The 26,246-nt window shown below is 59.4% G+C and carries 20 protein-coding genes; 1 reads left to right on the top strand and 19 read right to left on the bottom strand.

Translation table 11 applies throughout. The annotated features are described in order from the left end of the window. The 4 genes from ACEPPP_RS16615 to ACEPPP_RS16600 all read right to left on the bottom strand — a co-directional run bounded on the left by ACEPPP_RS16615 (position 1) and on the right by ACEPPP_RS16600 (position 7,394). A complete protein-coding gene (locus tag ACEPPP_RS16615) occupies positions 1-1,275 on the bottom strand; it encodes a hypothetical protein (protein ID WP_374088478.1) in 1,275 nt (424 codons plus the stop codon). A 499-nt stretch (positions 1,276-1,774) separates the two neighbouring features. Next, positions 1,775-4,957, bottom strand: coding sequence for an efflux RND transporter permease subunit (locus tag ACEPPP_RS16610; RefSeq protein WP_374088477.1), 3,183 nt, complete (start codon positions 4,955-4,957; stop codon positions 1,775-1,777). Next, complete coding sequence (locus ACEPPP_RS16605; RefSeq protein ID WP_374088476.1) at positions 4,954-6,135, bottom strand: efflux RND transporter periplasmic adaptor subunit; 1,182 nt, start codon at positions 6,133-6,135, stop codon at positions 4,954-4,956. Before ACEPPP_RS16605 ends, ACEPPP_RS16610 begins: the two co-directional genes overlap by 4 nt. Before the next feature lie 62 nt (positions 6,136-6,197). Next, a complete protein-coding gene (locus ACEPPP_RS16600) occupies positions 6,198-7,394 on the bottom strand; it encodes a PepSY-associated TM helix domain-containing protein (RefSeq protein WP_374088475.1) in 1,197 nt (398 codons plus the stop codon). 301 nt (positions 7,395-7,695) lie between these two features. Here ACEPPP_RS16600 and cysC point away from each other — a divergent pair, with 301 nt between their 5' ends. After that, on the top strand, positions 7,696-8,313 hold the full coding sequence (cysC, locus tag ACEPPP_RS16595; RefSeq protein ID WP_374088474.1) for an adenylyl-sulfate kinase: 618 nt from the start codon (positions 7,696-7,698) through the stop codon (positions 8,311-8,313). Here the strand turns inward: cysC and ACEPPP_RS16590 are convergent. The 15 genes from ACEPPP_RS16590 to ACEPPP_RS16520 form a co-directional block, all read right to left on the bottom strand. Continuing rightward, positions 8,294-9,001, bottom strand: coding sequence for a 4'-phosphopantetheinyl transferase superfamily protein (locus ACEPPP_RS16590; protein ID WP_374088473.1), 708 nt, complete (start codon positions 8,999-9,001; stop codon positions 8,294-8,296). The genes cysC and ACEPPP_RS16590 overlap by 20 nt on opposite strands. 238 nt (positions 9,002-9,239) lie before the next feature. After that, on the bottom strand, positions 9,240-10,316 hold the full coding sequence (locus tag ACEPPP_RS16585; RefSeq protein WP_374088472.1) for a sigma-54 interaction domain-containing protein: 1,077 nt from the start codon (positions 10,314-10,316) through the stop codon (positions 9,240-9,242). A gap of 254 nt (positions 10,317-10,570) precedes the next feature. Next, positions 10,571-10,882, bottom strand: a complete 312-nt coding sequence (tatB, locus tag ACEPPP_RS16580; RefSeq protein ID WP_374088471.1) for a Sec-independent protein translocase protein TatB — start codon at positions 10,880-10,882, stop codon at positions 10,571-10,573. A gap of 9 nt (positions 10,883-10,891) precedes the next feature. Further along, on the bottom strand, positions 10,892-11,107 hold the full coding sequence (locus ACEPPP_RS16575) for a Sec-independent protein translocase subunit TatA (protein ID WP_374088470.1): 216 nt from the start codon (positions 11,105-11,107) through the stop codon (positions 10,892-10,894). Positions 11,108-11,197: 90 nt separating this feature from the next. Further along, positions 11,198-12,814: a PepSY domain-containing protein gene (locus ACEPPP_RS16570; RefSeq protein ID WP_374088469.1), complete on the bottom strand. Its 1,617-nt coding sequence runs from the start codon at positions 12,812-12,814 to the stop codon at positions 11,198-11,200. 32 nt (positions 12,815-12,846) lie between these two features. Then, positions 12,847-13,512 (bottom strand): cytochrome c, encoded by a 666-nt coding sequence (locus ACEPPP_RS16565; RefSeq protein ID WP_374088468.1) that lies wholly within the window; start codon positions 13,510-13,512, stop codon positions 12,847-12,849. Between the two features lie 2 nt (positions 13,513-13,514). Further along, on the bottom strand, positions 13,515-14,102 hold the full coding sequence (locus ACEPPP_RS16560; RefSeq protein ID WP_374088467.1) for a peroxiredoxin: 588 nt from the start codon (positions 14,100-14,102) through the stop codon (positions 13,515-13,517). 6 nt (positions 14,103-14,108) lie between these two features. Next, entirely contained in the window at positions 14,109-14,510 is a 402-nt protein-coding gene (locus tag ACEPPP_RS16555) for a hypothetical protein (RefSeq protein WP_374088466.1), read from the bottom strand. A 97-nt stretch (positions 14,511-14,607) separates the two neighbouring features. Next, positions 14,608-16,074: a DUF1501 domain-containing protein gene (locus ACEPPP_RS16550; RefSeq protein ID WP_374088465.1), complete on the bottom strand. Its 1,467-nt coding sequence runs from the start codon at positions 16,072-16,074 to the stop codon at positions 14,608-14,610. Positions 16,075-16,101: 27 nt separating this feature from the next. Next, entirely contained in the window at positions 16,102-18,459 is a 2,358-nt protein-coding gene (locus ACEPPP_RS16545) for a DUF1549 and DUF1553 domain-containing protein (RefSeq protein ID WP_374088464.1), read from the bottom strand. Between the two features lie 40 nt (positions 18,460-18,499). Continuing rightward, positions 18,500-18,958, bottom strand: coding sequence for a rhodanese-like domain-containing protein (locus tag ACEPPP_RS16540; RefSeq protein WP_374088463.1), 459 nt, complete (start codon positions 18,956-18,958; stop codon positions 18,500-18,502). A gap of 354 nt (positions 18,959-19,312) precedes the next feature. Continuing rightward, positions 19,313-20,266 (bottom strand): SMP-30/gluconolactonase/LRE family protein, encoded by a 954-nt coding sequence (locus ACEPPP_RS16535; RefSeq protein WP_374088462.1) that lies wholly within the window; start codon positions 20,264-20,266, stop codon positions 19,313-19,315. Between the two features lie 67 nt (positions 20,267-20,333). After that, the gene (locus tag ACEPPP_RS16530; protein ID WP_374088461.1) at positions 20,334-23,081 is read right to left on the bottom strand and encodes a TonB-dependent receptor; all 2,748 of its coding nucleotides are present in this window, start codon (positions 23,079-23,081) and stop codon (positions 20,334-20,336) included. Positions 23,082-23,533: 452 nt separating this feature from the next. Then, positions 23,534-24,253, bottom strand: coding sequence for a hypothetical protein (locus ACEPPP_RS16525; RefSeq protein WP_374088460.1), 720 nt, complete (start codon positions 24,251-24,253; stop codon positions 23,534-23,536). A gap of 12 nt (positions 24,254-24,265) precedes the next feature. Next, positions 24,266-26,095 (bottom strand): putative porin, encoded by a 1,830-nt coding sequence (locus tag ACEPPP_RS16520; RefSeq protein ID WP_374088459.1) that lies wholly within the window; start codon positions 26,093-26,095, stop codon positions 24,266-24,268. Between the last annotated feature and the right edge of the window lie 151 nt (positions 26,096-26,246).

Below are 26,246 nucleotides of genomic sequence, written 5' to 3'. Positions count from 1 at the left end.
CTAGGGATAAGTCACCCCCGGTCCGGTATCGCCGTTACCGAATGCGGTAAACGCGGCGTAGTGGCCGTAGATCCAGACGTCATCAATTAAGCCATCGCCGAAACCCCAGGACAAAGTGGTTTTCCGGTGGGTCAGATCGGTGTTATACCAACCGGTATAATTGGCCGCGGCCTGCGGATCGTAGTTCGGATTGACGGCATACGGCGATACCGGGGCAACGCTATGGCGATTCAGGCCAGGGCAAGTCATTTCGACCGTCCACAAGCGCCCTATGCCGGGTACGCCAATATCGATAGCGGCCCCTGTCCATGCGGGATGATTGGCCGGCACGTCGTACTGATCGCTTCCCGAACCGGTGCGGTCAGTGGTATGAAAAGTACGAAACGTGATCAGACCGAGCACCGAATTGGGCAATAAGGTCGGCAGTACCGGCAACTTGCGGGTCACCACCTCGCGGATACCTGAAGTAATGGCATTTAAATTCACCGGCGGGATATAATCGATCGCGAAAGCATGGCCCGTACCCGTCGGCGAACTCCCCACGGACAACACCGGTAAAAGGCTGGGACCATAACCCGCGCCACCCGGCGAAGGCTGTGCAGGCTGGCCTTGGCCGAACAGCCCCGCCAAAATCGCTCCGAGCTGACCGCCTCCGGCAGGCAAGTCAGCCGGCAAGGTGCTTACCGGGCCCAAACCGTCCAGTCCTCCGCCAAGCAGCCCGCCCAGATGTTCGGCGACCAGCGGCAAGTCTTCGGCTTGGTCCTGGGGAACACGTTCCGACAACATACGGGTGACCGTCAGCAAGTCGGCTAACACGGCTGCCGATTCAGCCGGGTTCAGGTTTTGCAGTTCCGCCAGCGCGTCGGTAGGCGACTCATCCAGCAGCGCCAACCACTCGGCAAAGTCCTTCCCGGTGGGGAAAAACTGGCTGAGCCGATCGGCCGCGCTGCCAATCGGCACGGGATGGCCCGCCAGCAGATCGAGCGGGCTCAGCACACTGAACTGATAAAGGTTCAAGATGGCCTGTGCATTCGCCTGCGCCTGAGCGGACAAATTCGGCAGCAGCGAGGCTGCGGCCTGCAGATCTGCTACAAGCCGCTGTTGATCGGACTGGCCGGATGAAATTAAGGCAGAGGTTGACGCGGTAGCACTGCTGCCTCCCAACAGCCCGCTGCCTGTCAGGGGAAGACCGAAAAGGCCTTGCGCCGATACGTTGGAGATGGATACGGTTAATGAGGCCGCAATCGCTGCGGCCAGGATCTTAGGTCTGTTCATAAATGCTCTTCGTCGTGATTAAAAAGTGAATAAATCGCCGGGGGAACCCGTGTATTCCAGGAGCGTGAGCCCTCTCGGCCTCGCCGCCTGTCTTATAAATCGCCCCGCAGTTTAGTTTATTAGCAGATACTGTACCTATTACCCAAATCTTCCGACAAATAAATATAATCAACTGATTATATTCATTAAAAATACCTATTAAATGCTGATGGCCACAGGCGCTAGCAGCACCACGCCTGCCAAAGTTGCTGATTTTCCAGCAGCATGTGCTGATGATGTGTTGACATATAAGCAGCCAACAGACGGGAGATCGAAGTCACGCCATGGAAGGCTTTAGACGAAGGAGAGACAGGCACACTACATCGATAGAGCTATCGGCGCCTGTGTTTTTTCTCGTTCCAACACGCCGCGTTGGAATGCAGTCACGACGCGCCGGCGCGCCCGTCCAGGATTCCCACGCGGCGCGCGGGGAGCAGAATTAACGGCCGGGCAATTCCAGCTAGACCCGGCTTGGTTCTTTCGTCTTTAGAGCCTCGACGGGATGTTTTTCCCGCCCGCCCAGAATCGCATAACCCACCGGCGTCAAAATCAGACTGGCGGCCATGCCGATCAGCAGACCGGCCGACAGCGACAAAGTCATCGGAATCAAAAACTGCGCTTGCGGGCTGGTTTCGAGCAGTGTCGGCAAAAAGCCGGCGAAGTTGGTCAGAAAGGCGAGCAGGATCGGCCGGAAGCGCGAGGTGCAGGCCGCGACGATCAGGGTTTCGACCGGTTGCTCCTCATCGCCGTGCTGGCGGATGTAATCGAGCAACACCAGGCTGTCGTTGACCACGACCCCGCTGGCCGCGATCATGCCGACCAGCGACTCCATCGACAACGGCAGACCGGCGGCCCAGTGCGCGAGCACCGCCCCGCACCAGGCCACCGGCGCCGCCAGCAGAAAGATCAGTGGCTTCGTGTAGGAGCGGAACGGCACCGCGATCAGCGCATAGATGACCAGCAAGGCGATCATCGTGTTCTTCCCGAACGCGAGCAGCATCGCTTCCTGCTCCTGGCGCTGCTGGCCGATCGTGATCGTCACGCCCGGAAACGCCCTCTGCAAGGCCGGAAACGCCTCTTTCTCCAAAGACGCATAGATGCCGTTCGCGTCGGCCAGGGTCGGATCGACGCGGGCCTCTACCTTCAACACGCGCTGCCGATCTTCCCGGTTGATGCGGGAATAGCCCTGTATCAGCTTGACCTCGGCCAGATCAGCCAAAGCCGCGCTGGCGCCGTTCGGCAAACGGATCGGCTGGGCTTTCAATTGATCCAGCGAGCGGCGTTCGTCCAGCGGATAGCGCACCATCACCTTGACCTCCCGGCGGCCGCGCAGGAAACGGTGCACTTCCTCGCCGTAATAACCGTGGCGCACCTGGTCGGCCAAGTGTTCCAGGCGCAGACCGAGGCGCTCCGCCTCCGGTCTCAGGCTCAAGCGGATTTCCGGTTTGCCGGGCTCGGAGGAATCGATCACATCGTAGACGCCGGGGAAAGCCTGGATCCGTTGCTTGAGCGCCGCGACGGCCGGCGCCAACACCTCGGGATCGGCAGCCCCGAGCAGCAGTTCGATGTCGTAGGGCTCGTCGCCTTCCTTGAAGATGAAATCGACCTTGCCGCGGCCGATGTCGCCGATCCTTTGCCGCCAGTCGCGGATGAACTCCTCGACCTTGATCCGCTGCCGACCTTCGGCGGACAATTCCAGCCAGATGCCGGCGCCATGATCCCAAACCATCGTTTCGACGCCGACGATCACGCTGCGATCCTTCGCGTGCGCCGCTTCGACACTGTCGGCAGCGGGCTGGCCTTTACCGGCGACGCCGTCCAGTTCGTCGCGCAACGAAAACAAGGCATTTTCGACCCGGGTCGCCAAGGCCTCGGCCTCGCTGTAAGGCGCGCTTTGCGGCAGCTGCATCGACACCCAGAAGCTGTCCTTGGTCACGTCCGGGTTGATCGACCGCCTGACCCGGTCGCTCCAGACCAGCGCGGCGCACAGTATCAGCAAGGCCGCGAACAGGGCCACCGTCAAATAGCGCCAGCTCAAAGCCATGTGCAGGAACGGCCGGTAAACCCGCTCGACGAACCGGTCCAGTCCCCGATTCAGACGGCCGCGCAAGCGTTGCAGACGGGTAGGACGCGATCGGCTCTCGACTTCGGCGACCAAATGCGAAGGCAGGATCAGCAGCGCCTCGACCAGCGAAAACACCAGGGTCAGGATCATGATCAGGCAGATCGGCCGCATCATCTGGCCGGCCCAGCCGGGCAGGAACAGGCCGGGCAGAAACGCCACCAGCACGATCAACACCGACAACGCGACCGGCAACGCGATCGCTTCGACGCCGTGGATCGCGGCCTCCAGCGGCGTCTCGCCGCCCTCGATCTGCCGGCTGTGCACGCTCTCGCCGATGATGATCGCGTCATCGACCAGGATGCCCATCGCCAATAAAAAGCCGAACAGCGACAGCATGTTCAGCGAAATATCCAGCGCCGGCATCAGACAGAACGCCCCCAGCACCGAGGTAAAAATGCCGACGCCCGCCCACAGGGCGACACGCAATCGCAAAAACAGGGTCAACACCAGGCACACCAGCACGAAACCGCTCAAGCCGTCTTCCAGCAGGGTGCCGATGCGTTCGTCATAGGCCTGCGAGTCGTCCCACCAGGTAATCAGGCGCAAGCCTTCCGGCAGCCTGGCGCGCATCGCTTCCACAGAGGCCTTGACCTGGCGCGCGACCGCCACGCTGTCTTGTTCGGTATGGACCTCCCAGCCCTGTGCGGTCTGGCCGTTGTGGCGCCAGGTGGATAAGCGCTCTTCCAGGCCGTCCTTGATCGTCGCGATTTGATCCAGCCGCACCCGGCTGCCGTCCGGCAGCGTCTTGATCACCAACGCGCCGACCGCATCGGCATCCTTGGCGCGGCCGTTCACGCGCAGCAGCAATTCGCCGTCGGTATTCTTGATCAGGCCGCCCGGCAATTCGACCGAAGCCTTGCGGATCGCCTGCGTGACCTCGTCCAGGGTCATCTGGTATTGGCGCAATTGCTCGGGCGCGACTTCGATGCCGATTTCGTAAGCGATCTCGCCGTAGTTGCGGACCCGGCTGACGCCCGGAATCCCCGCCAGTTGGTCCTGGATTTGGTCGCCGTAACGCTGCAAGGTGAAGGCGTCCGTCGCGCCGTGCAGCGCCACCCAGATCACGCCGTCGTCGTCCTTGCGGTCGGCCGGCAGCACGTCGATTTTTTCCAGTTGCTTCGGCAGGCGCTGGACCGACTGCACCCGGCCGCGCACCAGCGCCATCACTTGTTCGCGGTCGCGGTCCGGCAGGATTTCGACGCCGATCTTGCAGGTGTCGCCCCATATTTCGCCATGCAGGTGCTTGATCCCCGGCAGGTCGTGGATCGCTTCTTCAAGCGGAATGCAGACCGATTCCTCGACTTCCGAAGTCCCCGCGCCGGGAAAAACCGCGGAGACCTCGATCTGATGCGGACTGAAACGGGGAAACACCTCCTTATCCACGCCGATGACCCCGAGCACGCCGCCGGCCAATATCAACAGCATCAACAGATTGGCCGCCACCGGATTCGCGGCAAACCAGGCCAGAAGGCCGGCGTTCTTCGGATGCTTTTGCAGCTGAGCGATCATTTTATTCATCGGGCAGTCGACGGTTCGGATCCGGAGAGGCTGACCCGCATGCCTGCGACCGGCACCGGCATCTCCGAAATCACCACCCTGTCGCCTGCTTTCAGGCCGGATGAGACGATGACCCGGTCCGCTTCGGTGCGCAGCACCTCCAACGGGCGAATTTCGAGGCGCAGGTCCTGATCGACCAATTTCGCTTGCTGCAGGCTGTTCAATGCGCTGCGCGGCAACGCAAACAAGCCGTCGCGCCGCACGCCTTCGATTTCGGCCTGCACGAACAGGCCGCTCAAGAGGGGCGGGCGCGGTGGCGTCGCCTGATCGGGATGTTCGACTTGCGCAACCAGGTAGAGCTGGCCGCTGGCGCTGTCCAATACGGATTCGCTGCGGACGATGCGGCCTTGCCAGTGCTGACTTTTGCCGCCGACTTCGGCGCGCAAGGTCACCGCCGGCCAATGCCCCTCCGCCTGCGCCCCACGGCCTAGCGGCAAATCCAGGAAAGCCAGTTGATCGAGGCCGATCGGCAGCCGGATTTCGGCGATGTCGCTGGCGAAAATCCTCGCCGCCACGCTGCCGGCTTGCAGGTATTGGCCGCGGCCGGCCTGCCTCCTCAACACGCGCCCTGCGAACGGGGCTCGCAGTTCGCAGCGGCTGCGGTCCAACCTGGCCTTGGCCAGCTCGGCTTCGGCGGCTTTCAATTTGGCCTCCGCCTCGGCCAATTGCGGCTTGCGCAGGGCCAGATCGCTGGCCTCGCCTTCGCCCAGCGCCTGCCATTCGCTCCGGGCCTGCTCGGCCTGAGCCTCTTCGCTGATCAATGCCCGTTTCGCTTCGGCCACTTTCGCCTGCGCGGCGACGACCGCATAGTCGTAATCGCGCGGATCGATCGTCAGCAGTAATTCGTTGGCGTCGAAAGCCCCGCCGGAAACCAGCGCCGGATGCATTTGGACGACTTTGCCGCCGACTTCCGCGATCAGGTCGATTTCCTCGCGCGGCGCCACTACGCCTTGCGACATCACGTTCAGCCGCAGCGTTTGCGGTTCGGCCAACAGGATCTCGACCTTCGGCGCCGCCGGAGCTTCCGCCTGCGGCATCACGTGCGGGCGCTGCTCGATCAGCGCCCAGGCGGCACCGATCGAAGTCAGTACGACCAGGACCGGCAGCAGGATTTTGAAGAAGGGTTGTCGGTAATTCAAACGGCGCGCCTTGTGACGAAAAAAGTGATACGGTGATGCCAATTGGCCGGCATTGTTCTGCGCTAAACCTGCCGCCGTTTTTTCGACCAGATCACGACCCCGGTCACCGACAACATCACGATGATCAAGCCCAGCAGGCACACAAAGACGCGATAAGGCATGCCGAAGACATTGGCCATGTGCAGAGCCATCAGCCAGGACGTCGCGGTGTTGCCGTTAAACTGACCGCTGGGCAACAGCAGCAGTTTTTGTTCTCCGCTATTGGCATCGAGCACGACCCGGGTCTGGCCGGCATGATCCTGAACATCGGCACTGCTGCGCACGGTGTAGACATAGAAGCCTTTGGCACGGTTCAGCCATATCCCCACCGGCGCCTCGATGCTGAAACCTTGCGCCGCCGCGGCTCGGGCCATCGCCTGATCGCCCAGGCGGCAAGCCGCCTTCAGATCGATCGCGGGATTTTCCAGCGGCTGCGGGAGATCGGCAAACTCGGTCCAGGGCTGATGATACTCGCTGATGGACTGCATCACTTTGTTGTACACGCTGTCGCCGAGATTCATATATACGCTGGACCAGGCGAAAACCAGCAGCACGCCCCACACCCAGAGGCCCCCGGCGCGGTGCAGGTCAAAATTGACCCGCACGGCCGAAGCACCCCATTTGACTCCCCAGGCCCGGCGCCACCGCCGCCAGAACGCCAAGGCCGCCGAGGCGTCTTGTTGCGGCGCCCATAGCTTAGCCGGCAAGGTCAAATAGAACCCGACGAAACAATCGAGCGTCCAAACCAGCGCGGTAATGCCCAAAGCCCACATGCCGACCTCATCCAGGGCCAGATTGAAATGCAGCTTGTAGATGAAAGGCATCAGGTTGATCATGCCTTGCGAGATGGCCCCCCAAAGGCGGCGCCCCAATTCTTCGCCGGTGTAGGGATCGATCAGCAATTGATCGTAATCCAAGGCATAAGGCTGCCCGGTTTGCACATTTTGGCGCGGCGCGACCGAAACTTGCGCGGCATCGGGATTGATCCACAACGCCTCGACCCGAGCCTGTGGCGCAAGGCGTTCGGCACTCTCAATCAGCGCTATCGGATCGAGCGCTTTACGGTGATTCGCCTCGACATATAATTGAGGATTGACGGCCCGTTCCAGTTCGGTGTAAAAAGCCAGCAAACTGCCGGTCAAGCCGACGACGATCAAAAACACGGCCATCGCCAAACCGGTGTAGCGGTGAACGATCACCCAGAATGGGCGGAATTTCATAACGGCTCCCAAAATTTTTAACGACGCTCGTCCTATAGACGAACAAGCCGCCCCAAAACCGCACCTCCAATTTAATAAATTTAACTCATGTTGCCCTACCCCAGCGAACGAACCCGTTTTACAATTGCCCGATTTAACGCTATTGACCTGCCCGAAGCAGATTTTTGTTGTGTGACCGGGGCTGAACAATTTGCCTTGATGCAAGTCCTATGAAAGTCTTAATAGCCCGCGATTTACGACTGGCTTGCCCGACTCAACGCCCTATCCAGTCCCAAAAACTATCGATCAGCTAAGCAGGCTTATGCGCAACGAAAACAACAATGTCGTCTGGCATCAATCGCAAGTCACCCGCGCCTGTCGGGAGGCGCTGAACGGCCATAAATCGGTGATCTTATGGTTCACGGGCTTATCCGGCGCCGGCAAATCCACCCTTGCGCATGCGGTCGAAAAGCGGCTGTACGAACGAAAATGTCACACCTTCGTGCTGGATGGCGACAATGTCAGGCATGGGCTTTCCAGCGATCTCGGCTTTGATGAGGCCGACAGAAAGGAAAACATTCGGCGAATCGCCCAAGTGGCGAAACTGATGCTCGAAGCCGGCCACATTACCCTGACCGCCTTCATTTCGCCTTTCAGACTGGAGCGGAATATGGCTCGGCAAATCGTCGCCGAAGGGGATTTTATCGAAATTTACTGCAAATGCGCCTTGACCGTCTGCGAGCAGCGCGACGTCAAAGGCCTCTATCAAAAAGCCAGGCTCGGACAAATCCCGAATTTTACCGGCATCTCCTCCCCTTACGAAGCCCCCGAAAACCCCGAGTTAATCATCGATACCGATCGATCGAGCATCGACGAATGCGCCCAGCGCGTACTGGATTATTTGCAGGGAAAAGGCATCATCACAGCCGCTTGTACGTAAGCGTTGGCTGGAACCGCCCCGGCACAGTCAAAGCCCCGCTCAGGCCGCTCGCCAATTCCAGATCCAGCAGGCTCCAACCTTCCGGCCCGCCATAGCCGGCCGGCAATGACAAAAACCGGCTCGGCCCGCTGGTTGCGGTCACCACTTGGGCGACATCCAGCCCAAGCCCTAAACCGACCGCTTTAATAAAGCTTTCCTTCCGAGCCCACGAGCGGAAAAAAAATTCCCGTTTTTCTGCCGCGGGCAAAGCCCGCCAAAAGCAACGCTCGGCATCGGCGAAGCACAGCGAGAGCACCGCTTCGTAATCGACCGCATCGTTCCAAACCTCGATATCGACACCGACATCCTGAACCTGGCTGACACCCACCAATAACTGGTCGCCGGAATGCGCCAGATTGAATTTAATGCCGTGCGTTTCATCGTCAACGATATAGGGCTTGCCGTGCGTCTGCGCGGCCAAATCGATCGCTGCCGGCGGCCGTGGCAGATAGGTCGCCAAAATCAGCCTGAGCTTGCCGTGGCTGACCACATAACGCCTGCGGTCCAGCTCGCGCCGGAAACGCTTCGCCTTGGCCTGTTCGCCGCTATCCAGCAGCGCCTCATAATCGCGGACATCATTAGCGTTGACGGCGTCGAGCGGCTCTAACCACAGGTCGACGGCTGCGGCCCGAGGGCTGTCGATTTTCATTGCACATCCCGAGAAAGAAAAGAGTTTGCAAACTTAACCCGATCGGCGGTGAAAATTCAAGCTTGGCAGAGCCCGACGTGCCGCATTGGAACGGAGAGGCGGAATTTCGGGAATAAATTGGCAGGCATGAAAAAGCCGCCGGTCCTGCGGACTCGGCGGCTTATCGACAGCTTAGAGTGCCGTCAGCTTGGCTCTCTTGAAGCAAAAGTCGAAGGCTGCATTGCGCAGCGCGGGATGCCTACGCCACCACCGCTATCGTATCGTCGGCGGTTCTTCTCTGTCCGCTCGGCAGCATGCCGTACATACCGAGTTTATGCCGCAAGACGTTGCGGCTGATATTCAACAGCTTTGCGGTCTGCACCTGGTTTTCCTCGCAAAACTCGAAAGCGGTGCGGATGACCGTCTCCTCGATCAAATCGTACAACTGCGGCGGCGCCTGTTCGCACAAGCGCAATAACGCATTTTCCAGCGACGTGGTCGATATTGACGGCGCGGTCTCGACCGCTCTGACGCCTGACAATTTGAAATCCTCGGGCCGGAGGCGGTTTCCCGGGCAGACCAGGAGCGAGCGGTGAATGGCGTTTTCGAGTTCGCGGATATTGCCGGGCCAGTCGTAATTCAACAGCAACTGTTCGGCGGCGGGCAGCAGATTGATCTCGCCATAGCCCAGGCGGTCGGCATAGATTTTAAGAAAATGCCGGGCCAGCGGCAAAATGTCGCCGGGACGATCGCGCAGCGGCGACAGATGAATGGTCGCGACGTTGAAACGGTAATACAGATCGGCGCGAAAATGCGAGGCCGCCACCGCTTCTTCAAGGTTGACGTTGGTGGCGGCGACGATCCTGACGTCCACCGGCACCGGCTGCCGGGAGCCGACCCTGACCACCTCGCGCTCCTGCAATACCCTAAGCAGCTTGGCCTGCAAACCCAACGGCAAATCGCCCACCTCATCGAGAAACAGGGTGCCTTTGTCGGCGACCTTGAACCAGCCATCCTTGCCGGCCAGCGCCCCGGTAAAGGCGCCTTTTTCGTGACCGAACAATTCGCTTTCGATCAGGTTTTCGCTCAGCGCCGCACAGTTCAATGCGCCGAAAGTATTCCGGTTACGCTTGCTCAGCGCGTGAATGTGACGCGCGACCAGTTCCTTGCCGGTTCCGGTTTCGCCGATGATCAATACGGTGGCATCACTGGGCGCGATGCGCTCGATCTGTTCCAGCAGACGGCGCGAAACCGGATCCTCGAAAACCATCGCGGTTGCCCGCAACGACAGCGAAAGCGAGCGCGACTGCAGCTCGTCAAAAGCCAGTAATGTCATCAGTGTCCCCCTTTATTAGAATCGGCGACGTTGCCACCGAAAAAAATAGTCTTTTAATAAGCCAATCTCTCCAGCGGGCAAATCCGCCCTGACCTGTATGATAGGGGCTTTATCCTCTGCTTAAAAACGATATTATTAGAATTGCATATGCAATTATGGCATATATAAGGATCGCCACACCGCGCTGCGGCTGGGTCTTGCAAGAAAGCCTCAGCGGGGCAAATGTCCGACAAGGCACGCCGCGGCAGCCGCCGTCATGCGACCGGCTTACCGGTATCGCCGCGGGCTGCCGGGGCCGCCAAAGCCTCCATCGCCTCGTTGATGTCGATGATCGCGGCCTCGCCGTCAGCTAACGTTCTTTGTAATTCGTCGGCGATAAAGCGTTGCCGGAGTTCTTCGCCCTGCAACTCAAGCTGCATTTCCGCCTTGACCGCCGCGACCGTTCGGCGCGACTTGCCCAGCCAAAAACCGGCAAGACGCGCGACCGCAGGCAGCTTTTCCGGGCCGATCACGACCAGCGCCACCAGAGCGACCACCAGCAATTCGGATAAGCCGACCTCGAACATAGAGCCGTCTCAGACCTTGGATTTTTGCGGCACGACGATGCCGTCTTCCAGCGCTTCGCCGTCGCGGCGGACGAGGGAGGGGTTCTCCTCGCCGTCTTTGACCGCGTTGCGAAAGCCCTTGATCGCCTCGCCCAGATCGGAACCGACCGTTTTCAGACGCCGGGTACCGAATACCAAAATGATGATAGCCAATACCATTAACAGATGGGGAATACTCAAGCCCATGTTTTTTACTCCAAATTTAAAATGTTGATTTGATGGTTCCCACGCAGAGCATGGAACGATGAAAAACCTGGCAAATTTTCGGAAAATCGGTCAGGCCGCGTTTTCGGTCCGCAGCTTGCCGCCGGCCGCTACGGCCCTCGGCACCGCCTGTTTTTTCGGCGCCAGCGACTTTTTCAGCCGCCGCCAGCCGATCACCACCGAACTCGCGCCGAGCACCAGGCCGAACGAAATCCAGACCAGCATCCAGACATCCCAGATCGGCCGGTAGTACAGCCAGCCGAAATCCCAATGGTGCAAGGCCGAATACAGCCAACGGAAGACGCGGCGGCTGCGGTCGACTTTGCCGATCAGGCGGCCGTCTTGCGGATCGAGGTAGACCAAAGTGCCGCTATCGTCGCCAAGTTTCGCGAGAATCACCGGCAGCGGTTTTTCGGCCAAGCCTTGATGGTGCCGCGGGTAATAGTAGCTGTCGTAATCGTTCAATTCCTCCAAGCCGGCTATCGGGGTCTCGCCCGCCAGCCGCTGCACGGCCGCCCTGATCGCCGCCTCGCCGAAGCGCGGGCTCGCGCCGTTCACTGTTTGCGGCAGACGCTCGCCGCCTCGGGTATTGGCGAGCAATAACGCTTCCTCGCCCAGTCGCCGCCAACTCAACTCGACGACGCCTTCCGCATCGGCCAGCGGCGCCGGCCGCCAGTCGCGCATCGCGGCCGGCACCTCGCCGCCCAGGAAACGGCTCAAGTCTGCCTGGCTGTAATTTTCCTCGGTAAATAATTTCCCCGGATTGGTATCGAGAAAACCGCTGAGGGCCCAGCACAGCGCGACGCTGCCGCCGAGCAGGCCGCTCCAGAAATGCCATTTGGCCCAGAATTCGCGGTAAGGCTGGGTGCGGCCCTGCGAATAAGTCGGCTTGCCGCCGAAGCCCGGCCGCCAGCGCAGCCAGCCGATGATCAGGCCGGTCAGCGACGCGATCGTCGCGAACAAGCCCAGGCCCAGCTGGATGTTATGCCGGTATTCGCCGAGGCCTATCGCCTCCAGCGGCTTTAAGAGATGCAGCCAGTTGCCGCCCCAATAAAGCGCCCGGTCCAGGCGGGTCGAGGCATGCAATACCTCGCCGGTGCGCGCGGAGATCAGCAGTTCCCTGCCGTCCTCTGTCCCGATATGGTGGAACGGACGCAGGGTGTCCTGATTGCGCAGGATGATCGCTTTTTCGACCGCCTCCAAATAGTTCGGAGCAACGGCTTCACTGCCTTCGGCCTCGAACCAGTTCTTGGCGATTATCAATGCCTGCTCGGCCGAGGTTTCGCGCAGCGCTCCGTCTAAGGCGGACAAGGCAAAACGCATGCCGTGCGTATCCTCGACCAGCCACACCGGCTCGCCGGCTATCCTGAGCAGACGGGCCTCGGCGATCGCCAGCGGGATGGGGGCTTGCTTGCCCGGCGCCTCGGCGTTGCCGGCGGCTTTGACCCGGCGCTCGGCCGCCGCCGCTTTCCTTTGCTCGACGCTGCGCTCCCAGACTTCGCCGAGACTCAGCCAGCCGGCCTCCGGCGCCAGGGTTTCGGCATGGGCCAGTTGCTGGGTACGGCTCTGCGTGGTCGGCGTCGAATACATGATCGCGATGCCTGTCGAAAACCACGCTAACATGAACAAGGCCAGCAGAATGCCTAGCCAGCGATGAACTTCATAGAGCAGCCAGTTCAAAAGCTTCATGATTGTGATCCTAAACGTTGGTATGGTGAAAACTACGGCGGCTGGAGGCCAGACAGATAATCGGCCAAGGCGTCGATTTCGTCGTCGCTCAGACGCTTGGCGACTTCGTTCATCACCCCGTCGGGGCTGTTATTGCGTTCACCGAGCTTCCAGCTGACCAACTGGGCGCGCAAATACACCTTGCGTTGGCCGCCGAGCACAGGAACAACCGAGCCGTTGTGATCCGCCCTGCCCTCGCCGTTACTGCCGTGGCATTCGGCGCAAGCCGGAATCTTTCGGGAGGCATCGCCGTGCTCGAACAGCGGGCGCGCCGCCGCCTTGCCGCTGCCGTCGCGGCCCCGCATCGGTTTTTGCGCGGCGAAATAGGCCGCAATATCGGCGATGTCGGCCGCATCGAGATCCTCGGCCATCACCGACATCACCTCATGTTGCCGCGTGCCGGTCTGAAAATCGAAAAGCTGCTTGGCCAGATAGCCGGCATGTTGACCGGCATGGTTCGGAATCCTCGGATCGCCGCTGTTGCCGTCGACACCGTGGCATTCCTGGCAGCGGCCGGCATCCGACTTGTCCTTGCCGGCAGCCGGATTGCCGCTGCCTATGCGCGAAGACAATCCCTCGCCGCCAGCCTCGGCCGAGGCGGCCTGCATAGCCGCCCACAACACGATCATGCCCAACGTCATCCCTTGCGAAAACCGCATCCTCAGATCGCCTTCTGCCCGGCCTTCAGTTGCTGCACGATTTCCAGGGCCTTGGCGACGTTTTCCTTCGGTTTCAGGCCGCCGATAGCCGCCGCGATCTTGCCGTCCGGGGTAATGATGAAAGTGGCCCGCTCGGCGAAACCGTGATGGATTTCGACGCCGCGCGTGTCGGTCTTGCCGGGCGCCGCATCACGCACGGCCACGTCGAAGGCCTTCGCGATCTTGCCGTCGGCATCCGCGACCACCGGAAACTTGCCGGCGCAATACTCAGGGTCGGCGGAAAAATCGTTCAACCTGTCGATGCTGTCCAGCGAGACGCCGACGATGCTGGCGCCGGCCGCGGCGAACTTGTCATGATCGACCGCGAACGTGTGCGCCTGGATGTTGCAGCCGCCGGTATAGGCCGACGGATAGAAATACACCACCACCGGGCCCTTTTTCAGGGTGTCCTGCAGCGAATAATTCAGGGCCTTGCCGGCCAGCGACGCCTGCGCCTCGATCGCCGGAGCCGGGTGGCCTTCGGGTAATACGGCCAGCGCCGGCACGGCAAGCAACTGGGAGAGCATAATTTTCAAAAATAAGCGTTTCATATTCGTTTACAGAGGTTTGTATTTGTCGTGGCAGGCGCCGCGGCATTGTTTGGAAAAATCGGCCGCGACAGTGGCCGCGGTATCGGCGTCGCCGGCGCTCAGCGCGTTCTGAATCGCCTCGGCTTTTTTCTGGTAATCCTGCGCATTGGCTACCGCATCGCTGGCATCGCCGCGTGCGGCAAAATAGCCCTCGACCAGCTGGAAAGCGTCTTGCAGTTCCTTGGATTCCTTGCTGGCGGCAGCGAAGTCCTTGGCTGCGATGTTGTTCTGCACGTTTTGCGTCTTGGTTTCGACGTCGTTCATCAATTCTTCGAAATCGAAATCGCTCTCGGCCCGCGCGGCCCCGCCGGCCAGCGCGAAGGTGAGTGCAAGGGTAATCATGGTGTTGCGCATCTTGAATGTTCTCATCCTTTATTCCCTGCCGCACCACCGGCCGCCGGCCCAACCCGAAGGGCTGAACCGGCCTTGATCGACCGGCAGCGCAAGCTTTGTTTTGGCTGCGTCCTCAGGCAATCAATTCCTTGATCACCTTGCCGTAAACCACGGTCGGCCGTTCGGAACGGCCCTGGTATTTGTAGATCAGTTTCAGGTGATCGAGCCCCAGCTGGTTCAGGATCGTCGCATGCAGGTCGTAGGTATCGACCTCGGTACCCTTGACCGCCTGCACACCGAGTTCGTCGGTGCCGCCGTGGGTATAACCCGCCTTGATGCCGCCGCCGGCGATCCACTGGGTATAACCCCAGGGGTTGTGGTCGCGGCCGTCGCCCGATTCGCTCCACGGCGTGCGGCCGAACTCGGAAGTCCAGACCACCAGCGTCGAATCCAACAGGCCTTTCTCCTTCAAATCCTTCAACAGGCCGGCGATCGGCTTGTCGACGATCTTCGCATGCTTGCTGTGGTTGTCCTCGATGTTCTGATGAGCATCCCAGTCGCGGCTGTCGCCCTTGATGTCGGTCGGGCCGGAGACCACCTGAATGAAGCGCACACCGCGCTCGGCCAGACGCCGGGCACGCAGCAGCAGCTCGCCGTAAGGCTTGGTCAGTTCATCGTTGATGCCGTACAGTTCCTTGGTCGCATCGGATTCCTTGCTGTAATCGACCGCTTCCGGCGCGGTTTCCTGCATCCGATAGGCCAATTCGTAGGATTCGGTGCGGGCTTTCAGTTCGCTGTCCTGCGGATACTGCGCGCCGTGTTTTTGATTCAAGTGCTTCAGCAAGTCCAGCGCATGGCGTTTTTCCGCGACGGCCAGGTATTCCGGGTTGTTCAAATGCAGGATCGGCGAATTGCCCGGACGGAACGGGGTGCCCTGATAAACCGCCGGCAGGAAGCCCGACTCCCAGTTGGTGACGCCGCCCCGGGGTTCGCGCTTGTCGTTGTACAGCACCACATAGGCCGGCAGGTTCGGGTTCGCCGAGCCCAGCGCATATTGCACCCAGGCGCCGAGCGTCGGACGGCCGGGGTTCAGGCCGCCGGAGTTCAGTTTCATGATCGAAATGTCATGGGTCGCGCCGATCGTGACGCTGGATTTGATGAAGGCGATGTCGTCGGCGTGTTGCGCCAGATTCGGCAAGAAGTCCGAGAACCAGGCGCCGCTCTGGCCGTGCTGTTTCCAGGTGCGCTTGGTCGCTATCAATTTGGTCACGCCGCCCTGGGTACTGGTTTTGATGCCTTGCAGAAACGAAGCCGGCACGCCGGTTCCGGCCAGCTTGACCAGTTTCGGTTTGTAATCGTACAAATCCAGGGTGCTCGGCGCGCCCGCCATGTGCAGCCAGATCACGGTCTTGGCCTTGGCCGCGAAATGCGGCGCTTTCTCCGCCAGTGGACTGGCGGCACCAGCCAAAGCCTGCAGCCCGGCATCGTCGGCCAAGGCGCTGGCAATCACCCCGCCGCCCGGTATCATGCCGGTCACGGCCAATCCGCCCAATCCATAGCCGGTGTTTACTAAGAAATCTCGACGCGATTTGTTTTTCATGTGGTAAACCTCTTCAAATAATTTTTTTTAAAACCGGTAAATGAACTCGTTCGAATTGGCCACCGCATGCACCAAATCCACGAACGCCGCCGCCCGGATAGGATCGTCCAGTTTCTTGTCCTTCAGGCCGGTCGGCACGTTGATCTCGAACTTGCCGTCCGCCGCTTTTTCGCGAATCACGCCTTCCTGCTCCTTCAAAAACGTCAGCAACGTCTCTTTTTCGGTGTCGTCCGCATTGCGGGAGAACAGGATCTGATACAGACGATCGATCCTGGCGGATTCATCCTTGCCGCCCTCGTTGATGACCCGGCCGGCCAGCGATTTCGACCAATCGAAAATCAGCTCGCTATTGAACAGGGTCAGTGCCTGCAACGGGGTCGTGGTCACCTCGCGCTTGCTGTGTGCCTCCTGCGGCGACGCCATGTTGAACGAATCCAGGATCGGATACGGGATGCTGCGGCGCGTGAACACATACAGGCTGCGGCGGTTGTGGTCGTGAACGTCCTTGGAGGTTTTCCAGGCCGGATCGTTGTTGAAATTGGCATCGGCCGTGTTGATCACCTTGGGCAGCGGCGGATACACGCTCGGCCCGCCGACCTTGTCTTCCAGCTTGCCTGCCGCGACCAGCAACGAATCCCGGACCTGTTCGGCTTCCAGACGTTTGCGCGGGAACACCGCCAGCAACTGGTTGTCGGCGTCGGCCTGTTGGACGTCCTCGCGGTAATCGGACGACTGGCGGTAAACGCTGGACAGCAGGATCTCGCGATGCAGTTTCTTGACGCTCCAGCCGTCCTTCACGAATTTGTCGGCCAGATAATCCAGCAGTTCCGGGTTCGTCGGTTTTTCACCGGCCTTGCCGAAATCGCTGACCGTGGCGACGATACCCTTGCCGAAATATTGATCCCACACCCGGTTCACATAGACGCGAGCGGTCAACGGATTGGTCGGACTGGTCAGCCATTTGACCAGGGCGGCGCGGCGGCCGGACGAGAACGGCAACGGCTTGATGTCCGGTTTTTCGTCGGTAATCGCCGCCGGGAACGCCGGCTGCACTTCTTCCTGAGGTTTTTCGTGATCGCCGACCGCAAAGACATAGCTCGGCGGCGCGTCGGGATGGCCGAGTTCGGTCATCGCCGAAATGGTGTCCGAACTGGTGGCTGGTTTCAGATCGTTGAATTTTCTGAGCTGTTTCTCCAGCTTGTCCAACTCCGCCCATTGCGCGGCGATCTTCTTGTCATAGGTTTTAGGATCGGTGCTTTCGCCTTTTTCCTGGAAGAAAGACTGCAAGCTGCGTTCGTCGGTCACGTTGGCCAGGCGATGATTGACCCAACGATCCTGCGCGTTCCATTTTTCTTTCGGTTTGAAAATCGCTTCACGCGAATCGGTCAGGTAACGTTCCTTGTGATACTTCAGCGCTTCTTCCCGGTGGGTGTCGATGATCGCTTTTTGTTTGGCGCGAATGTCCTTGGTCGCCTCCTCCCATTTGGCGTACTGCTTTTCGTATTCGCGCTCGACGTCGCCTTTCCTGGCCGGGATGTTGTCGACCGGTGCGACGTTCGCAAAGAACGCTTGCAGCGAGAAATAATCCTTTTGACTGATCTTGTCGAACTTGTGGTTGTGGCAGCGCGCGCACTCGACCGTCTGCCCCAGCACCACCTTGCCGACCGTATCGGTGATGTCGGTGGTGATCTGGTACTTGCGCTGCACCAGGTCGCGCGAGTTCGCGTTGTCCGGGAACTGCGCCATGAAACCGGTCGCGATCAGGGCCTGCTCGTCCCCCGGCCACAACTCGTCTCCCGCCAATTGCTCCTGAATGAAGCGATCATAGGGTTTGTCCTGGTTGAACGCGTTGATCACATAATCCCGATAACGCCACATGTTCAGCCGGTTGTTGTCGTTCTGAAACCCGGTGCTGTCCGCGTAGCGGGCCAAATCCAGCCATTTCCGTCCCTGGCGTTCGCCGTATTTCGCCGAGGCCAACAGGCGGTCGACCAGTTTCTCGTAAGCATTCGCCGACTTGTCGTTCACGAAGGCATCGACTTCTTCCGGCGTCGGAATCACGCCCCAGGCGTCCAGGGTCGCGCGGCGGATGAACGCGGCCCGATCGGCATCCTTCGACGGCTGCAAACCCTTGGCTTCCAATTTAGCCAAAATATAGGCATCGATCGGCGTCCTGACCCAATCCTGCTGCTTGACGGCCGGAACCGCCGGCGCCTTGACCGGCTGATAAGACCAGAATTTCGACTTGGACTTCGCCGCCGGCGCGTTTTCCTGGGCGGGCGCCGCTTTGTCCGCGGCCGCGGGTTTGTCGTCCGCCGTCGGGGCATCGATACTGAGCGCCACCGCAACCCCCCAAACGGCAAGGTAAGATAATTTTCTTTTCATAGATCTACTCCAAAACTAACGAAGACGGTGCGTCAGGGTTCTACTTGGCTTTCGGCGCCGGCGGCACGATTTTGGTAATCTTGCCGCCTTCTTCTTCATAGTTTTGCGAGCCTATCGCGCCGACCACCTTGAAGCCTTTCTCGGCCAAAAAATCCGCCGCGGCTCCGGCACGGCCGGCATGATTCGAAACGGTCACGATTGATCTTTCCTTAGGAATGGAGGGCAGCGCCGCTTCCAGTTCCTTGGCCTGAACGCTCAGATAAACCGGAAAGCTGCCGATCTTGCTGACTTCATCGGGGCGGCGCACGTCGATAATCAACAACTCCTCCGGCTTGGCCAAGAGGGCATCGATTTGCGCACGGTTAAGCTTCGGTGTTTTGTAACTGTAAGGTTTGGCTTCCGGTTTATTGCCGTGCGCGTGTTCCGCCGCGGTCGCCAAACCGAACGGACCGGCCAGCATCACAGTCAGCAGAAATAGTGTGGTGGTATTCTTGATCATCGCTTTCTTCTCTTTTCTTTTTGGGTTCTTGGCAAAAGCGCGCCGAGGTGGAGCGCAGGGATCGTGTTGTACTCAGATCATTTTGCAACATGCGTGCCAGACTCACCGACTCTCGCCGACCTGAAAAACAAAATAATTACCTATTGATTTACAAAGGATTTTTCACGGACACACGAAGCGAAAGATCGCCACATGCTGATTTGAAGGATGGGTACGCCAGCGCAGTGATGAAATAACAGCAGCCCGACAACACCCCCTGTTGCTGGGCTAGCAAGCAAAAAAAACGGGTCAAGGAATCAATCCTCGACCCGCCAAGAGAGCACACTACGGGACTAAAAAAACGATGCCACGGGATTACTTGGCCCGGCTGCTGATGCCTTGCGCCAACAACGGTATCTTGTAAGCGGCGCCGCGTCCCACCACGTACAGGGTTTTCTTGTCCTTACCCGCAAATGCCAGATTTTGCGGCTTCTTCGGCAGAGGAATCACACCCAGCGCTACGCCCTTCGCATCGAACACCTCGACGCCGGCATTCGAGGCCACATACAGCCTGCCTTCGTTATCCAGGGCCAAGCCGTCGGCGCCGCTGGACCAAGTGTTGTCTTCACCTTTTGCCCAGCCTTCCAGCTTGGCGAAATTGCGCCGATTCGCAATCGAACCGTCGGCCGCGATATCGTAGGCCAGTATGTGTTCGCCCAAGGTATTGGCGACATACAGCACCTTTTCATCCTTGCTCAGCTGAATGCCGTTCGGGCGTTCGATGTCGTTGGCCAGACGTTTCAACTCGCCGGAGGGGCTGATGGTGAACACACCGGGATGCGACGGCGGCGGATTCGGTTGCTCCTTGGTCGGGCGGGTGCCGCTGTCGGTAAAATAAATCGCGCCGCTATTCGCGCGCACCAGATCGTTGGGGCGCTGGAATTCGACGCCTTCGAATTTTTCGGCCAGGGTCTTTTTCTTGTCGGCCGGATAGACGATACCGACCTGGGTTTTCACCGTCTGCACCGCATACAATTCGCCGCCGGCACCCCAGGCCAAGCCGTTGGCGCCATTCGAATTTTTGAGAAACACCGAGACCTTGTCGTCAGGCCCGATACGCACGATGTTGTTGGCCTGGGTTTCGGTGAACAACAGGCTGCCGTCGCTATGCGCGATCGGCCCTTCGGTGCCCTTGAAGCCGTCCTTGATCAGTTCGATCACCACGCCGCCGGCCGCGACGCCGGGAATCGCCGGGGTCACCGGATCATCGGCCTGAGCGGCGGCCGCAAACAATAAAACGCCTACCGTCGGAATGAATTTGCGTAACATGAAAAATCTCCAATTGCTGTTTGTCTGAATAGGCTTGGGCGGCATCAAGCCGCCCAAGCCGAAAGTTTTAGAATCTGGCTCTGAAATGTACGCCGTAGTAACGCGCTTCGCCGTAAGTCGCGCTCGACGCGCCGGTGCTGGACCAGTTGCCGACGTTGGTCAGATAGAGGGTGTCGAAGATATTTCTGCCGACCAGATCCAGGTTGTATTTGCCGTCCTTGGTGCCGAGGCCGATACCGCCGTCGGTCACGTGATAAGCCGGCTGTTTGCCCGATGCGGAGAGGCTGGCGTTGTAGTTGGCCTGGGATTTGAAACTGTCCACCAGGAAAGCGTGCCATTGCAGGCCGTAATCGTCGCCTACGCCGAAGCCTAAAGGCACCCGGTAATCGAAACCGAAGTTGGCGGTAAATGCCGGTGCATTCGGCAGGGTCAGGCCGGTTTGGTCGCAAACCGGCTTATTGGCTTCAGGCGGGCAAGGCGCGTTCTTGAAGTCGGTATAAACCGCGTGGTTGTAGGAACCGTTCAGGAACAGATTCAAACCGCGCGCGACATCCCAACTCGTCTCCAATTCGATACCGCGCAGCTGGATGCCTTCGATATTGCCCAGCGTGGTCCGGAACTGACCCGGACGCGCTTCATCAGGCAACACCAACTGGGATTGAAAGCCATTCACGTCGGTTTGGTATAGATTCAAGTTGACCACCAGCTTGCGGTCGAGCCAGCTGCTCTTGATGCCCAATTCGTAATCCATCACGTCCTCGGGATCGACGTTTTCGACCGCTCCGGTATTGGAGTTGAACTGCGCGGCGCCGGATTTTTGTCCGCCGGCCACCGAGAAATAAGCCATGACATCCTTGGTAATCTTATAACTCGGGTTAACCAACCAGTTTTGCGAGTTCTGATCGAAACCCTGGCGGTCGGCCGTCCAATTCGGCGTTATCCGGCCGTTGCGAATGGCCTGCGCATCGGTCAGGTTTTGCGCGCTGGCACCGATCGAGGAAGCCAAGGCAGCCAAATCGGCGCCGCCATACGAACGATGGTTTCCAGAGTTCGATCGCTGTTCAAAGGTATTGCGCAGACCCAAGGTCAGCGTCGCCGCGTCGGTAATATGCCAGTTCAGCTGGCCGTAGCCGGCATAACTGTCGGTGGCCGGATTCAGGGCAGCCGTATCGAACACTTCGCGTAACGAGGCCTGCATCATCTGCCGGCCAATGGCCGACGAATTCAGGCGGCCGTATTGCGCATTGGAGGCATAGAAAGCGCCCGCGTCATCGCCGTAATGGTTTTGGCTGAAGGTATCCGCGGTGCTGCGCATCGTAAAGAGACCAGCCTGATAATCGATTGGCCCCGGCTCCTTGGAAGCGATACGAAATTCCTGCGACCATTGTTCGTTTTTGACGGTGACCCCGCCGATGCGCATGATGTCCGCCACCGAACGGTCGCCGTCATGATGCGGTTCGAACAACGAATCCCGGTACGCCGAAACCGAGGTGAAGCGATGCCCCAGCACATCCCAGTTGATTTCGGCGGACACGCCCTCGCCATCGGCGCGGGACACCTGCTTGTTGTCTTGCGCGACTTTCCGCGGATCACCGATTATGGTAACCGGTTGCCCGGAACGCTTGAAGATATCGAACCAATCGCGCCCGAGACGAGAGCTATAAGTGATTGGCCGCGCCGTACCATCGGCAAATGTTGCAGGATCGTCCAGGTTCGGGTTAACACTCATACTTTGCGTGGACGAGCTGCGATCCACGATCAGACGCGCGGACAATTCGTCGCTCGGCGTCAGCAAGAACTGCAAGCGGCCGCCCAGCGCATTGGTTTCCTGCAGCTTGCCATTGGTGATCGCCACATCGAGGTTTTCGACCCAGCCGTCGCGCCGGTCGATATAGCCGGAAGCGCGGTAAGCGAGCAAGCCAGGGAGAATCGTGCCGGTCGCACCGAACTTGCCTTGCAGCGAGTTGCGATTGCCGGCAAAGCCGTCAGCGTAATAACTTGACTTAAAGCTAGGCGCCTGGCTCACGACGTTCACCAAACCCAGGTTGCTGTTCTTGCCTTGCAAGGTTCCCTGAGGCCCCCGCAACACCTCGACGTGATCGATATCGGCATAGTTGGTCCAGGTCGAACCGACCCAGGACTGCCAGACGTTGTCGATCATCACGCCGACGCTGGATTCCATCGATTCGTTGCCGCTGTTCTTGCCCAAGCCGCGCAAGGCGATACTGGTCTGCCGCGCATTGGTGCTGGTCACGCCGAGGTTGGGCACCCGGCGCGCAAAATCCGCAACGCTGACGATGTTGTCCCGCTTCATCTGCTCCCCGCTGATCACCGCGACAGGGATCGGCACTTCCTGCAATTTTTCTTCCTTACGCCGCGAGGTGACCGTCACTTCCGCCAGATTCTTCGGTTCCTCCTCCTTCACTTCCTCGGCTTTGACCTCCGGCTCGGCGGCCGCCACGGCATTGCCCGGCGCAGCCCCGCCGGGAACGGCGCTGGCTGCCGCCGGCGTATCCAATGGCGCTTCGGCGGCGCCTTGGTTAATCAATTCCTGCTCGCGCTGCTTGGAAGCTTCCAGTTCACGGGTCAAGCGCTCGACCTGGGCTTTCAGGTCGGCAACCGAGGGATCGCCGCCGGCGGCCTTGTTTTCCGCCTGATTCACCGGGGCCGCGGACACCTCGTGAGCCGCCAGCAGGGATGCGCCGGCGACGGCCAACGCCACGCAGGACACGAGTTTGCGATGGCGGCTGATCGAGGGCGGAACACCCGGCCGCTCGGCGCCTATCGAAGGTACGCCTGTTCCATGTTCTTTCACTAATTCACCTATGCGTTAAAGGTTGATAAAGCCATTAATCGCCAAGGCAAACCGTGTCTCGATAGACTCCCGCGTCCTTGGCTGTTATGAAGCTTTATCGCAAACGTCGTGCCAATCGCCGTTCGATGCGCGAACGAGGCCGGTAAAAACAGGTAAATGAATGATATTGAAATTATTTTATTCGTTGATCAGGCATTGAAGGCACGTTTGCCGCAATAGACCGCATGGCCCTGCTCTGCTGATTTGCCCGCATACCCTGTTGCCAATCTGCACTTCAAACAACAACAGCCGTCCTATTCCCCACAGCGCCAAGGATGTTTTGCAGATCGTTGGTATCGGTCCTGCCACTTCTACACCTACGGCTGCAGGATAGTGAGCTGTAAGGCAGGCAAAAAAAAACGGGTTGAGGAAAATTCCTCAACCCGCCACAAGAGCACAGGCTTTCTTCGACTCTATTCAGGCACGGATCGAGGATCGCCATTGGCCTCGCCCGCCGCATTCGCCTCGCTTTCGAACGGCGTCACCTTCAGGTCTTGCAGCCGGAATTGATAGGCCTCGGCCACATTCTCGGCTTCAACCTGCCCTATCCCGGTAAACGGCTCGGCCTCGGCGAGCTTGTCCCAAAAGCCCTGGTTCCGGTATTTATCGAGAATTTCGCGATTGACCCCGATCAGCGCTTGATTGTTGGCGCTGCATTGTCCGATCCATTTTTCACGCTCCTGCACGGCCGCCACCAACAGTTGATTGTCGTTTTGAATCGCTTTGGCCTGTGCCACGATCTCCTTGAGTTTGTCCTGCAGATTGCGCTCCCGCGTACCGGCCCGCTGCAATTGCTCCTGCAGCGAGCCGTTGTCTCTCCGCGAGTCTTCCAGTCCGGCCCGATACTGTTCGACCTGGCCCTTCAGGGGCTCAAGCTGCGCAACCTCGCCGCGCAGCTTTTCCGCCTCGTCTCCGAGCGCTTTTTTTTCCGCTTCGAGCGCGGCTTTTTCCTCGCTCAATTGCCGCAGCATGCCCTGGGCTTTGCGCAAGGCCTGCGCGGCCGCATCGCTTTGCTTGGGCGCCGCCTGGAGTTCCAGGCTCCAGGCCATAGCCGCCAAACACAGCAGCCACGGCAAAGCGCCCCTGGCGGCCCCCTGTTGCCGCCTGTTTTCAGGATTCAAAAATAGGCCCATCAGATGTCACCCTTAGAAACGCACATTCAAATCGACCGCGGCGGTGTCGATACTCAACTTCGGCCCGTCGATCGAATCGGTGCTGCTCCAGCGCAGGTTGACCCAGGTATTTCTCGCCAGCCCGTAGCTGCCGCCGATCCACCAGCCTTTGGCGTCGGTGCCGCCGCCATGAAACAGCGACTCGGTAAACGCATCCAGCACCGCATCGCGCTCTATGTACCGGTAGGAGAGAAACACGTTCCAATCCATGAAACGCCTGATGTCCGGATCGCCGACATCCAGCCGGATCTGAAAGGCATCGGTTTGATCGGTATTATCCGCCAGCAGCCCCGGAAACTCCCGTTCGATGCGTGCCGCGTCATAGCCGACGTTTTTCGCGTAATCGGCCGTCAGCACGACATGGGTGCCCGAGAAATCGATGTCGTAGATGCCGGTGAAGTTGAATATCCTGAAATCCGAGGCGAGGCCATACAGGCAGCCCTGGCCGATCGCGCTTTGCGCATTCGTGCAACGAGGGTTGAAACCGTCGTTGACATTGATCGGCACCATCGAATTGCCTTTCTGGATAAATTCGGGCGCCGTCCAGTCGTATGCGAAGCTGCCGTTCGCATTACGCCGGGCGCGAACGTTTTTGTAGCCGTAATAAGCGGCGGCGACCTTCAGGCGGGAGGCGTCCTGCACCAGCCAGTCGGCGCCGATTTGGCCGCCGTACAGCCATTTATCGGACGTCGAAAGATTGATTTCCTGGATCGGAAAGACGCCCAATGTCGCGAAAACGGTGTCCGGCGTTTGCGGGCCGAAGTTGATGCCGGAACGGCCGCCAAGATCGTTGGTCAGCGCCGCCTTATAGGTCTTGACCCTGGTGGAGTCCTGGTTGAAGCGATAACGGAAGGTTCCGGCAAAACCCTGGAAACTCAAATCGGGATCGTATACCACGTCGGTGGAAACCCAGGGATTCGCGAAACGGCCGCCATAGAGCGTAAACCAGTCGTTGCCCTTTTTATCGACGAAGTCATATTGCAGAAACCCCCGATCGATCGCAAATTCGAAGGATTGCCCGGTATTGCCCAAGGCCTGGTCATTGGAGACCGGGTTTCTGATGTTGCTGGTCGCCAGCCGGAGGCCCGCTTTCAAATGATCGGCGATCTTCATGTCCAAACCGAGGCGAAAGCGTTCCGAGAAGCGAAACCGGTCCTTCGTGGTATTCAGGAATTCCTTGCCATGGCTGCGCGCCGGCAGATGGCCGCCCTCCTCGTTGATGGCCAGGTAATCGAGGAGCGCCCCGTTATCCTCCTGGAAGAAATCATCGGCCCCGCGCACACGCATGTCGAAAGTCAGTTTGGTATTGGCGACCCATTCCGGCAATGCTCCGGGGATTCCCCATTTCTCGTCCTTGGCGTCCGCCTTGACCTCCTTGACCACCTCGTCCTTCAAGTCGGCGCGCACCTGCTGGCGGATTTCTTCCTTGACGAATTCAGGCACATAACCGACATACACCGATTTGGATTTGCCGGCCCCAGCCCCAGGACCTTTCTCGGCAGCCGCGGCATTGTCCGCCAACGTCTCCTCCGCTTGTTCCTTGACCAGCTGTTGTTTGGCTTCCGTTTGCGCTTTTGCCTTCGCCTTGTTCAGCAACCGTTCCGCCTTGGTTTTATCCAGCAAGCCCTGTTCGACGAACAGTTCGACCAGATTGACCGCGGTGTTCTTCAGCTCCAGCAACTCTTCGCGCTCACCGTCCATCTGCTTTTTGAGTTTCAAAAGATCCTCTTTGTCATCGGCCATCGCAGGCGACAGAAAAGCGCCCGCCAATACGGCGGCCAGGGTGTTTCTTACAACAATCATCGTTATTCTCGGTGATACTTAAAATTATTGATTTGCTCGTTCCCAAGCTCCAGCTTGGGGATGCCGAACGCGGGACGGAGTTTTTAACTCCGTCCCCATCGTTTTGGCGTTGCTGCTATGTTGAAGCTTCGTTGAAACCTTGCGGACGGCG

Source organism: Methylomicrobium lacus (assembly GCF_041897535.1).
In the GTDB taxonomy this organism is placed as follows: domain Bacteria; phylum Pseudomonadota; class Gammaproteobacteria; order Methylococcales; family Methylomonadaceae; genus Methylomicrobium; species Methylomicrobium lacus_A.
Note: the sequence above shows the minus strand (reverse complement) of the source record. Positions and strands in the feature narration are given on the sequence as shown.